7 protein-coding genes are annotated in these 12,755 nt (G+C 55.3%); 5 read left to right on the forward strand and 2 right to left on the reverse strand.

Annotated features, from left to right (window positions below; all coding sequences use genetic code 11):
* Window position 1: 1 nt before the first annotated feature.
* Genes CHH67_RS01640 through CHH67_RS01655 form a run of 4 tightly spaced genes read left to right on the forward strand, consistent with a single transcriptional unit; the run spans window position 2 to window position 10,351 of the window.
* Window positions 2-3,127: an alpha-mannosidase gene (locus CHH67_RS01640; protein ID WP_095263239.1), complete on the forward strand. Its 3,126-nt coding sequence runs from the start codon at window positions 2-4 to the stop codon at window positions 3,125-3,127.
* Window positions 3,128-3,155: 28 nt separating this feature from the next.
* Window positions 3,156-4,475 (forward strand): glycoside hydrolase family 125 protein, encoded by a 1,320-nt coding sequence (locus CHH67_RS01645; RefSeq protein WP_095263240.1) that lies wholly within the window; start codon window positions 3,156-3,158, stop codon window positions 4,473-4,475.
* On the forward strand, window positions 4,475-7,603 hold the full coding sequence (locus CHH67_RS01650) for an alpha-amylase family protein (protein WP_095263241.1): 3,129 nt from the start codon (window positions 4,475-4,477) through the stop codon (window positions 7,601-7,603). Before CHH67_RS01645 ends, CHH67_RS01650 begins: the two co-directional genes overlap by 1 nt.
* Before the next feature lie 15 nt (window positions 7,604-7,618).
* The gene (locus CHH67_RS01655) at window positions 7,619-10,351 is read left to right on the forward strand and encodes an alpha-mannosidase (protein ID WP_095263242.1); all 2,733 of its coding nucleotides are present in this window, start codon (window positions 7,619-7,621) and stop codon (window positions 10,349-10,351) included.
* Window positions 10,352-10,504: 153 nt separating this feature from the next.
* Here the strand turns inward: CHH67_RS01655 and CHH67_RS26080 are convergent, their stop codons facing one another.
* Window positions 10,505-10,663, reverse strand: coding sequence for a hypothetical protein (locus tag CHH67_RS26080; protein WP_176475451.1), 159 nt, complete (start codon window positions 10,661-10,663; stop codon window positions 10,505-10,507).
* 115 nt (window positions 10,664-10,778) lie between these two features.
* Between CHH67_RS26080 and CHH67_RS01660 the strand changes: the two genes are divergently transcribed.
* Window positions 10,779-11,162, forward strand: coding sequence for a VOC family protein (locus CHH67_RS01660; protein WP_095263243.1), 384 nt, complete (start codon window positions 10,779-10,781; stop codon window positions 11,160-11,162).
* A gap of 248 nt (window positions 11,163-11,410) precedes the next feature.
* Here CHH67_RS01660 and CHH67_RS01665 read toward each other — a convergent pair whose 3' ends face one another.
* The gene (locus tag CHH67_RS01665; protein WP_095263244.1) at window positions 11,411-12,535 is read right to left on the reverse strand and encodes an ROK family transcriptional regulator; all 1,125 of its coding nucleotides are present in this window, start codon (window positions 12,533-12,535) and stop codon (window positions 11,411-11,413) included.
* Between the last annotated feature and the right edge of the window lie 220 nt (window positions 12,536-12,755).

Raw genomic sequence — 12,755 nt, forward strand, 5'->3', positions numbered from 1 at the left:
GATGGAACGGATGAGAAGGTGGATTCGCGAGCTGTCAGAGCACCAGTGGCTGGAGGTGATCGAGCTCAAGGAGTGGGACATCACCCGCACCGTTTACATGGTGCCCGGTGTTTACGAAGGAACGGAGCCTTATCCGGAAGGACTGGATTTCGAACGCTTTCCGAGCAAGCAGGGAACGACGTATTTCTTCCGGCGCAGCCTGAGCATTCCGGAAACCTGGGAAGGGTCCTCCATCGGGTTCATCTTCCAGTCCGGAGGGGAGGGGCTGCTGCGCATTAACGGCGCTTCCTACCACGGATTGGATCGCAATCATACGTATGTGACGCTGGATCCGCAGCAGGTCGGCATGAAGATGGAGCTGGAGATTGAGCTGTTCGATCCGATTCCGGAGCCAGTGGATCCGCTCAACCAGCAGGCGGTCATTCAACCGCCGATTACGAAGGTGAACAGCCTGCTTGTCCAAGCGAATCCGCAGGTGCAAAGCCTGATGTATACAGTCACGATCATTCGAGATTCGCTGCTCCTGCTGCCGGAAGCGGATATGCGCCGCATCCGGCTTAAAGAAGCGCTCTATCGGTCGATGGATGCTTATGTGGATCTGGATGAGCGGGATATCAGAGACGGTCAGGCGGTAGCGGCCATCGAGGAGCAATTGAAGCAGCAGGTTGCAGAGATCGGCGGCAACAGCGAAGGCGTAGAGCATATGGTCGGACAGTCCCATATCGATATCGCGTGGCTGTGGCCGGTCCGGGAGACGGTGCGGAAGACTAGCCGAACGTTCTCCACCGTGGATGCGCTTATGCGCGAGTATCCGGAGTATAAGTTTGCGCAGAGCCAGCCGCTCTTGTACCAGTTTCTGAAGGATCATGATCCGGAGCTGTACGAACGGGTGAAGGCACGGATCAAGGAAGGACGCTGGGAACTGGTGGGCGGCATGTGGGTCGAGCCGGACCTGAACATGCCGAGCGGCGAGTCGTTAATGCGTCAGATGCTGTACGGGCAGCGCTTCTATCAGCAGGAATTCGGCCTGACCTCGTACATCGAGTGGCTGCCGGATACGTTCGGATACTGTGCGTCGCTGCCTCAGATTTTGCAGCATGGCGGCATTCGTTATTTCATGACCACAAAGCTTGGCTGGAATGATACCAACACCTTCCCATATGATCTGTTCCACTGGGTCGGGATCGACGGCACGCCGATGCTGTCCTACTGCAACCACGGTGTGAATGAGAACACGCTGCCGAAGGATGTGCACGATCATTGGCAATCCTACCGTCAGAAGGCTGTGCATCCGGAGCAGATGCTGCTGTACGGGCATGGAGATGGCGGAGGCGGCGTTACGCGTGAAATGCTGGAATATGTGAACCGGGCGGAGCTGATGGTCGGCCAGCCAGCAAGCCAATACAGCACAGCCGCTGAATTCTTCGGCAGCATTGAGCAGAAGGCGCCGAAGCTGCCAAAGTGGCACGGCGATCTGTATCTTGAGCTGCATCGCGGAACGTATACCACCCATGCGCGGAACAAGCGGCATAATCGCAAAGCCGAAATTCTGTACCGCGAGGCCGAGCTGTGGAACGCGCTTGCCTTCCCGGCCATGGCTGACGAGGCGAAAGAGCGCGTGGTCCATGAGCTGCACGAGGGCTGGAAGCTGATCCTGCTCAACCAGTTCCACGACATCATTCCGGGCTCGGCCATTACTGAATCGTATGTTACCTCCGAGAAGGAGTATGCGGAAGTGTTCCATAAAGGACGCGCAAGCCTGCAGCAGGGTCTCCAGGTGTTAACCGATCAGGTGAACACGGACGGGGACGGCATTCCGTATGTGGTGTTTAACAGCCTCGGCTGGGTCCGGGACGGGATGGTGTTCATCGAATTGGGTACCGAGCACGCCGGGCTTGTCCCGTATGACGAGCATGGCACGCGTCTGCGCTATGATGTGCTTGCTGGAGAAGAAGGGGAAGCGCATCAGGCAAGAAGCGGCCTGTATGTATATATGACCGGCATTCCGGCGTTGGGGTACGCCACCATCTGGCTGCGACCGGAGGCAGGAAATGCAGGGGAAGCGCAGAAGGATACAATGGGGCTGGAGGACACATGGGAGACGCCTTACTACAAGGTGCGCTTCAATGAACGCGGTGAAATGATCAGCCTGTGGGATAAAGAGGCTTGCCGGGAAGTGATTCAGGCGGGCGAGGCGGCAAACCGCTTCCAGTTCTTCCATGACCGTCCGACGCTGTGGGATGCATGGGACATCGATCCTCGTTATGAGGAGCAGCCTGCCGGCGAAGCTAAGCTGATGGAGAAGAAGCTTGTTCACTGTGGAGAAATGATGGATGTGCTTCGTTTCCGCTGGAAGCTTCATCGCTCGGAGATCGAACAGGACGTGATCTTCTATCATCATGACCGGCGAATCGATTTCAAAACGCATGTCAGCTGGAACGAATCCCATAAGCTGCTTAAAGTGGCTTTCCCGGTTGAGGTCGTTGCAGATAAGGCAACGTATGAAATTCCGTTCGGCACCATCGAACGGCCGACGCACCGCAACACAAGCTGGGAGCAGGCGCAATACGAGGTGTGCGGCCACCGCTTCGCGGATGTGTCGGAGCACGGATACGGCGTCAGCCTGCTCAATGACTGCAAATACGGCTACGACATTCAGGGAAGCACGATTCGCCTGTCCCTGCTGCGTGCGCCGAAGTGGCCGGATATCACGGCGGATCTGGGCGAGCATGACTTCACCTACTCGCTGTATCCGCACATCGGCGATTGGCGCAGCAGCGAGACACTCCGCCGGGCAGCGGAGCTGAATCAGGAACTGCCGTGCGTCAAGGCAAGTCCGAAGCAGGGAAGCCTGCCATCCAGCCAGTCGCTCATTGGGCTGGATAGCCGCCATGTCATTCTGGATACGGTGAAGCCGGCCGAGGACGGTTCCGGTTTCATCCTGCGGCTGTATGAATCTGCCGGCGGCAGGGAAGACGTGAGGCTGACATGGCCGCTTCCGTATCATACGGCGAGCCTGTCCAATGCGCTGGAGGAAGCGCTGGAGCGCATCGAGGCCCAGGAAGGCGCGCTTGTGTTGTCCTTCAAACCGTACGAGATCAAGACCATCAAATTCAACATCCAATAATATTAACAGTCAAAGGAGCCTATACATCATGGAACAATTCAGACTCCCCCAAATACCGATGCCTAAGCTTGAGCTGCCGCAATCGATTCAGGACGTGCTGCAGGAGGCCGACGAGAAGCTTGCGCATCGCCCGAAGCTGCTGAAGCTGTTCAAGAACACATTTCCGAATACGCTGGAGACGACAACCAAGCTCTTGGATGACGGTACGACATTTGTCATTACCGGTGACATTCCGGCGATGTGGCTGCGGGATTCCGTGGAGCAAGTCGTTCATTACATTCCGTTCGCGAAGAATGACCCTGCCCTTCAGCGCATCCTGAGCGGCTTGATCAAGCGTCACTTCCAGTACATCCTGATTGACCCTTATGCGAATGCATTCAATGAGTCGGCGAATGACTGGCACTGGAATACAACGGATGAGACAGATATGTCGCCTTGGGTATGGGAACGGAAATTCGAGATCGATTCCCTCTGCTTCTCGGTGCGTTTGGCCTATCTGTATTGGAAGGAAACCGGCCTGACGGACGTATTTGACGCCAATTTCAAAAAAGCGCTGCTGACGATTGTCGAGCTGTTCAAAACCGAGCAGCATCATTTCGAGAAATCGCCGTACCGCTTCACGCGCAACAACGGCATTCCGACCGATTCCCTGCGCAACAAAGGCCTTGGCATGCCGGTCAATTATACGGGTATGATCTGGTCCGGCTTCCGCTCCAGCGATGACGCTTGCGATTTCCATTACAACATTCCGGGCAATATGTTCGCGGTGGTAGCGCTGCGCCAAATGCAGGAATTCGCTGAGTGGATCTTCCGCGACATGAAGCTGCTGGCTGAATTGAAGGAGCTGGAAGCAGAGGTTGATCATGGCATCCAGCTGTACGGCATCTATCGCCATCCGGAGTTCGGCCCGATCTACGCTTATGAGACTGACGGCTATGGCAACTACTGCTTGATGGACGATGCAGGTACGCCTGGCTTGATGTCGATTCCTTACCTTGGTTATGTATCGGCCGATGATCCGATTTACCAGAATACAAGACGCTTTGCCCTGAGCAAAGAGAATCCGTTCTACTATGAGGGCAAAGTGGCCAAAGGAATCGGCAGCCCGCACACGCCGCCGAACTACATTTGGCATATGGCGCTGTCGATGCAGGGCATCACCGCAGAGACGCCGGAAGAGAAGCTGCAGATGATTGATATGCTGGAGGCCACGGATGCGGATACCGGCTTTATGCATGAAGGCTTCCATGCGGACAATCCGCATGAGTTTACGAGAAAGTGGTTCGCTTGGTCGAACAGTCTCTTCTCACAGCTTGTGTATCAGGCGATGAAGGCAGGGATTCTGTAATGAGCAGGCTCATTGCGTTATATGATCCGTCGTTTCCGGCAGCTTCGGCTGCCGGCCTGCCGGGTTCGGCAGAGGGATTGGCAGCGTTTGACGTTGTATGCAGCGCCGCGGAGCTTGCCGACGTGCTTGCGAAGGAAACTGGCAGCGGCGCGAGCTTCGTCAATCTGCATGCACCGTATTTTCCGAAGGCGGCTTGGCTTCAGATTCTCGGCTTCCTTCGCGAGGGTGGCGGCCTTGTCAGCATCGGCGGAGCGCCGTTTAAACGTCCGGTCCGCTTCGAGGACGGCGAATGGATCGCCGAGCACGAGCAGACCGCGTACCATCAGCAGCTTCACATCCATGAAGCGCTGCCTGTTGACAGCGGACGCGTCAGCGGTCTGAAGAGCAGCGAAGACATTCCGCTGATGAGCGCAAGCAGCGGCCTGCTGGACGTGAGCGACACCTGGAATCTTGTGCCGCATGTCACCAAGAGCAGCGATCTCCCGCATCAGATGGGTTCGGCGGGTCCGATGGACACCCGCATCTATCCGCTGCTTACCGGCACGACAGATTCGGGGCGCGAAGTATCAGCGCCGGCGGTGCTGTGGGAGCATGTCGGCGGCCCATATGTCGGCGCCCGCTGGCTGTTCGTCAATCAGCCGCTCTCCTCTTCCTTCTGGCAAGGAGGAGGGTCAGAGGAGGTTCGCCGCTGGGCGGAATTTTGTGCGCTCGGCGTGACTGAGCTGTGGATCAAGCCGAATTATGCTTCCTATGAAGCTGGCGAGCGCCCGGTGTTGACCTTGCAGGCTCAGCGGCTGGGCAAGGCGCTTTCAGCGCATGAGAAACAGACATGGACATTTCATATTCGGGTTGAATTGGCCGAAGATTCGGCTCTAGTCTGGGAGCATCATCTATCGGTGGATGTTACAGGTCAGTTCCATGTGCAGCGCATGGCTGTGCCGGTGGAGGTGCGGCCAGGGGCGTATCGCGTCATGTGCGAAGCGAAAGGCCCCGGCGGTGAAGTTCGCCGGTTGCGTCAAGGCTTCTGGGGAGCGGATACGCAGCTGCTGGAGCAGGGCACACCGATCAGCGCCGGCCGGGATTATTTCATGAAGGACGGGCGCCCGCTGCCCGTCGTGGGCATGACCTATATGACGTCCGATGTGGCGCGCAAGTTTCTGTTCCTCCCGAATACGGATGTGTGGGATCGGGATATGGCCCAGATGCGTCAAGCAGGCATCAACTGGATTCGGACAGGCATATGGACCGCTTATCGCAACATCATGCAGGTGGACGGCCATGCGTCGGAAGAGGTGCTGCGCTCCATTGACGCCTTCTTGATGACGGCGAAGAAGCATGACCTGCAGGTCACCTTCACCTTCTTCTCCTTTACGCCCGAGACGTGGGAAGGCGAGAACCCGTATCTTGATCCGAGAAGCGTGGAGGCGCAGAAGCGGTTTATTCGCTCGATCATCATGCGCCATAAAAACACGAAAAACGTCGACTGGGATCTGATCAACGAACCATCGATGTTCGACCCGCCGCGGATATTCTCGGATGGGCCTCGTTCCTCGCGGGACCGGTTCGAGCGGTCGGCCTATGCCGAGTGGCTGAAGCAGCGCCATGGCCGCATTGAACGGCTGCAGGAGCGGTGGAATATGACAGCGGAACAGCTGCCTTCCTTCGAAGCGGCAGTGCCGCCGGAGCCGGAGCAAATCAACTTCGATGTCCAGGATATGCATCAGGGCAAAAAAGGACTGCAGTGGCTCGATTATGTGCTGTTCTCGATGGAGATGCATAATCGTTGGGCGAAGGAGCTGTATGAATCGATCAAAGACGTATGTCCTGATCATCTGATTACCGTTGGACAGGATGAGGCTTTGGGCGCGCAGCGGCCGTCCCCGTTCTTCTACGCCGAGGCGGCGGATTATACAACGGTGCATTCCTGGTGGCTCAACGATTATCTGATCTGGGACGGCATCTTCGCGAAGACGCCGGACAAGCCGAATCTGATCCAAGAGACGGGCATCATGTACGTGGAGACGCCGGACGGACGGGCGAAGCGCAGTGAAGCGGAGCTTCGCAACTTGCTGGAGCGCAAGTACGCTTATGCGTTTGCAACCGGCGGTGCTGGAGCGATCCACTGGATCTGGAATACGAATTTTTATATGGATAATGCTAATGAATCACATATCGGGGCGGTTCGCGCAGACGGAACAGAGAAGCCAGAAGCGGACGTGTCCTATGATTTCGGATCGTTCATGGAAAGCATCCGTGATCTGTTCCAAGGGCGCAAGCTGGAAGAGACCGCGGTTATTTTCCCATATTCGAATGATTTCTCTAACCGGAAGCTGGCATTTGAGGCAACAACCAAGGCGACACGGGCGCTGGCTTATGAGCTGAACGTGCCGTTTAGAGGCGTAGGGGAGTACGATCTGAGTTCGCTGCGCCGCGATCCGGCCAAGCTGATCATTCTGCCGAGCGCTCATAATGTGGATGATAGTGCGTTTGCCGATCTGATCGACATCATCAAGGAGACGGGAGCGACGCTGCTGCTGACAGGTCCTCTCAGTCTGGATGCTTATTGGCGTCCGGTGAGCCGCCTTGTAGGCGAGCTGGGCAACAGACAGCTGCACAATGTCAGACGTGAAGAAGCGCTTCGTATCGGTGAAGAGACGGTTCAGGTCTCCTATGGACACCGCAAAATCGCCGAGCTGTGCAAAGAAGTCCCTGCTGAAGCTGGAAACGGGATGGCGGTGCCATCGATCATTGAAGTTGCGCTCGGAAACGGCCGCTTGCTGTGGAGCCCGCTTCCGCTGGAGCTGAATGACCGGATCGATACGGTTGCGGCGGCTTACCGCTATGCGATGAAGAAGTCCGGAGCAGATCAGGGCCTGATCTGGCATAAAGGCGGCGAAGCGTCCGGCGTGTATGGCCGGAAAATTTCGTTTGAAGATGGCGCGCTGTTTGTATTCGGCTCGGAGCAAAGCTGGGATACGGAGATTGAAATCAAGGACCCCGTGTCGAACGCGGTATATTCCTTTATACTGGAAGCAGATCGTTCAGTACTGTTCGCTGTGAACAAGAGCGGAGAGCTGCTTGCGGTTTACCGCCCAGAAGAAGTAACGGTAGCGGCGGCACAAGGCTAATTAAGGAGGATAACGATGGATCAATCCAGAAAGGCGCATATCATTTCGCATACGCATTGGGACCGGGAATGGTACCTGCCGTATGAAAAACATCATGTACGGTTGATCGAGCTGATGGACAGCCTGCTGGCAACGATGGAGAAGGAACCGGAATACCGAAGCTTTTTCCTCGACGGGCAGACAATTATCATTGAGGACTACTTGCAGGTAAGGCCTGAGAAGAAGGAACAGCTGGAGCAGCTGATCCGCGACGGGCGCATCATTATCGGCCCTTGGTACATTCTGCAGGATGCTTTCCTGACCAGCAGTGAGGCGAACGTCAGAAACATGCAGATTGGCCATCAGGATGCGGAGAAGTACGGAACGGTAGCCAAAATCGGCTATTTCCCGGATACGTTCGGCCTGACCGGACAAATCCCGCAGCTGATGGTGCAATCCGGCATCGATAACGCCTTCTTCGGCCGGGGCGTGAAGCCGACCGGCTTCAATAACACCGTATCGGATGGCGGATATGAATCCTCCTTCTCCGAATTGATGTGGGAGGGCCCGGATGGCTCCAAGGTGCTGGGCATTCTGTTTGCCAACTGGTACAGCAACGGCAACGAAGTGCCGGTGGATAAGGAAGAGGCGAAGAAATTCTGGGACCGCAAGCTGGCGGATGCCGAGAAGTATGCCTCGACCCAAGAGCTGCTGTACATGAACGGCTGTGACCATCAGCCGATTCAGACCGATCTGCCGGAAGCGATCCGCACTGCTAAAGAGCTGTACCCGGATACCGAATTCATTCATTCGAATTTTGATGATTATCTGAAGGCGGTTCGCGAGAAGCTTCCGCAGGATCTGTCATCCGTCAAAGGCGAGCTGCGCAGCCAGCGCACTGATGGCTGGGGCACACTGGTTAACACCGCCTCGGCTCGCGTTTATTTGAAACAGATGAACCAGCGCGGACAGACGCTGCTGGAGAAAGTGGCCGAGCCGCTGGCCTCCTACGCGAGCCTCCTTGGCCGGGAATACCCGCATCATCTGTTTACGTATGCATGGAAGACGCTGATGCAGAACCATCCGCATGACAGCATCTGCGGCTGCAGCGTGGATGAGGTGCACCGCGAGATGGTCACCCGTTTCGAGAAGAGCGCCCATGTGGCCGAGAACATCGTGGACGATAGCGTACGTGTCATTGCAGACGCAGTGAATACAACGGCATTTGCCCAGTATGGGGAAGACCCATTGCCGCTGGTGGTGTTCAACACGACCGGATGGAGCCGCAGCGGTACGGTCAGCGTTGAGCTGGACGCAGAGCGTCTCTATTTCCGGGATGGCTTCTCCATTAAGGAGACAAGCCGCCGGATGAAGGATGTTGATCTATCCGGCCGCGTGCTTGTGGACGCACAGGGACAAGCCATTCCATGCACCGTCGAGGATCTCGGCCAGCAGTTCGGCTATGATCTGCCGGATGATAAATTCCGTCAGCCTTATATGTGCAGACGGGTTCGGTTGACATTTGAAGCAACCGATATTCCGGCGATGGGGCTGTCCGCCTATGCCTGGGTGAAGAGCGACCGGAAGCCTGCGGTGACAGGCACGCTATTCAGCGGTGTCCGGGTGCTGGAGAATGAGCTGCTTAAAGTGGATATTGCCGAAGACGGATCCTTTACGCTGACGGATAAGAAGAGCGGACAAGTATACCGCGACCTCGGCATCTATGAGGATACAGGGGATATCGGAAACGAGTACATGTACAAGCAGCCGGATGGCGAGCAGCCGTTGACCACGAAAGGGCTGGCGGCGACGTTCCGGGTGCTGGAGGATACGCCGTACCGGGCTTCCGTTGAAATCGTCCATAACTGGTCGATTCCGGCCTCTGCAGAGGCCAAGCTGGATGAGGAGCAGCGCGAGCTGGTGTACTATCCGTACCGCAAGTCGCAGCGCTCGGCAGAGCTGGTGCCGATGACCATCCGCACCGTGCTCAGCTTGAACCGCAGCGGTAAAGGTGTAGAGATTGAGACAACGCTGGATAATCGCGCGAAGGATCATCGTGTTCGTGCATTGTTCCCGACGGATCTGGACGCATCTTTCCATTTCGTTGACTCCATGTTCGAGGTGGCGAAGCGGAACAACGTGCCGGCCAAGGAGTGGGAAAATCCGAGCAACACGGCGCATCAGCAAGCCTTCGTGGATGTTGCTTCCGAAGGCGCGGGGCTGACCGTAGCCAACCTCGGCTTGAACGAATACGAGGTGCTGCGCGACGGCCGCAACACGATTGCCGTCACGCTGCTTCGCGCTGTGGGCGAGCTGGGCGATTGGGGGTACTTCCCGACGCCGGAAGCCCAGTGTCTGGGTGAATACACCGTGCGTATGGAAGTGATCCCGCATCAGGGCAGCGGCATCGGGGATGGAGCCTATGCCGAGGCGTACCAGTTCCAGGTGCCTTGGACAGCTGTTCAGACGGGCGTGCAGGAGGGCACGATTGCGCCTGTGTTCACACCGTTTGAATGGAATGACGGTTCGCTGGCGTTCTCCTCGCTGAAGGTGAATGCGAAGACAGGCGACCTGATGCTGCGCTGGTACAATCTTGCGGGGAATGATGCCGAACTCAACCTGAGCACTGCGCTGCCTGCCACCGGAGCTTATAAGAGCGACATTCTGGAAACGAAAGGCGCGCGTCTGGAGCTGGCCGAGGGAGGCAACCTGAGTCTTGCGGTCAAGCCTTATGAGATCGTAACGCTCGGTGTGAGAGCTGCACGCTAAAATAAGCCGCTCATGAACATGAACAAGCGCTGAGCGTTAACTTGAAACATAACATTGAATTGAACTAAAACAGCGAGCCGTCTCGGCCAACAGGCCTGGGCAGCTCGCTGTTTTTATGACCGGAAAGCAGCAGAAAGCTTGAGCAAGAGCGTGTTATTCCTCGGCGTCTATCGGTTTCTTCTCATAGGCGATAAGTGTGATGTCCCGGCCGGTAATTTGGGCGATGGTGGCCTCGGCATCCTGAATCGCCTTCAAGGTGCTGTCCTCCTCGTTCAGGGCTGCGATGGTATACTCATTCGTGCGAATTTCCATGTGGACGGCTCCTTTGTGGTAAAATTCAAGTCATACAAGGCTTCATGCTAGTTAAGTTTTCCTGTACAATGAACAAACATACGACCATATACGGATGAAAGGGGATGTTGTAACGATGATTCGGTTTCAAGGACTGCATCATGTCAGTTTGGCGGTGCGGGATCTGAAGCGGGCCAAAGTCTTTTACTCCGAAGTGCTGAAATTTCCGGAGCTGCCGCGTCCACCGTTTAATTCCAAAGGGGTGTGGTATGCGGTTGGTGATCAACAGCTGCATTTGCTCGAGCATCCGGAAGGCGATACGCTCCGTGATCGAGGTATTGATACGACGGACGGGCATTTTTCGATCTGGGTGGCTAGTTTCAGTGAGACGAAGGCATATCTGGATCAGACAGGCATTTCTTATGAGGCCAGGCCGGACAGCGTAGCCGGATTTGCTCAAATCTTTCTGCTTGATCCGGACCGTAACATTATTGAATTCGCAGCGCCATATGGGTCATAAAACGGGGCGGCAACAGTCCATGCGGAGCAAGATGCGCCGCCCGTAAGCACAACCTATCCAAAAAGCCGAACACGAAGCGGGGCTGATCCCCGATTGACGTGCTCGGCTTTTTTAGATTTTATACCGGAAATGCTCCCGGGCATCGACTTGAAGCCGTCCCCGCCAAGAATGGAGGGGAGTCACATCAAGCAGAACGGCTTTGCCGGAAGCAAATGGAGAAGAAATTAAACGCACAAACGCACAAGTCTTCAGATGCGATCCAGGAAGGATTGGATAAACGGAATCGCTGCCCCGACAGGAACTCCATTTTCCGGTGAACGGCTGAGATGAATAAAGGGCTCATGGCTCGGAAATGCCGTTTTTTCATGTACCTTTTCATGAAGAATGTGAAGATCCTGTTCTTCCAGATAAGGGGAAATATGTCCTCCAATAATGAACTCCCGGTTAATGACAAGGTGAATGTTGTTGATGGACAATGCCAGCATATCCAGAAACCGGTCCCACCTCGCCATAAACGGAGCCGCACCGGAGCGCAGCTGGGCAAAGAAATGATCGAGCGTCTCGCCTTCCTCCAGAAGTGCGCTGACAGAGCAATAGGTTTCCATGCAGCCATTCTTGCCGCAATAGCAGGAGGGCCCGTTGCGATCGATGGTCATATGCTCCACGGTACCGCTATGTCCTTCTTTTCCCATCTCAATCTGATTGTTGATGATGATGGCTCCGCCGAGGTGTCGCCCGATCGACAGGTAGACGGCATCGCCGATATCATTCCTCACCCACAGCTCGGTGGTCGCCGCACATTTGGCATCATGCACAAACCTGCAAGGATACTTGAGATATTGAGAGAATGCCGTAATTTCAAGCCCTGTAAAGTTCAGTATTTTGCCATACGTAATCTTACGTCCATCCACCGACGTCAAGGCTTGTACCGCAAGCCCGATCCCCAACACCTGTTCATCCGTTACCGCCAGCGAAGCAATGAAATCCTGGACGATCCGGCTCAGCGCTTGGTAGTAGCTGTCGGCATTGACATAAGGAAGCGGGACATCCGTCTTCTGAATAACGGTGCCAAGCAAGTCGACGGCAAGCATGCGCACCGTCTCCTTCTGAATCTCGACCCCGATGGCAACCCGGGCCTGCGGACATATCGCATAGGCGGTTGCACGCCGGCCTACAGAGGATTCAAACTGTCCGCTCTTCGCAATCAGCTGCTCTTCTTCGAGACGGACCAGATTCTGGGATACGGTGGGCAAGCTCAAGCGAAGCTGACTGGCTATTTCTTGCTTGGACAGCTTTCCCTGCTGATAGATGAGATGGTAAATCGAGGAATAGTTATTTTTTTTAATGTCTTGAAACGTGATGCTCTGATCCATGATCATACCCCGTTATATAAAGTTGTTTTGTAAAATGGATTGGCCTAATTTCAGTTTCAATATAGCATACCCAAGAAAATAAAGAAACTTTGGCAAGAAGGATTATGCCAAATTTGATCTGTTTAGGTGTTGACGAATGCGGTTTCACGTTTTATATTATAAATGCATTTTATAAAATCATTTTATAAAATTAATTTAGGGAATGGAGAGGAAACATATA

This window comes from Paenibacillus campinasensis, assembly GCF_002272015.1.
GTDB classification, from domain to species: Bacteria; Bacillota; Bacilli; order Paenibacillales; family Paenibacillaceae; genus Paenibacillus_AQ; species Paenibacillus_AQ campinasensis.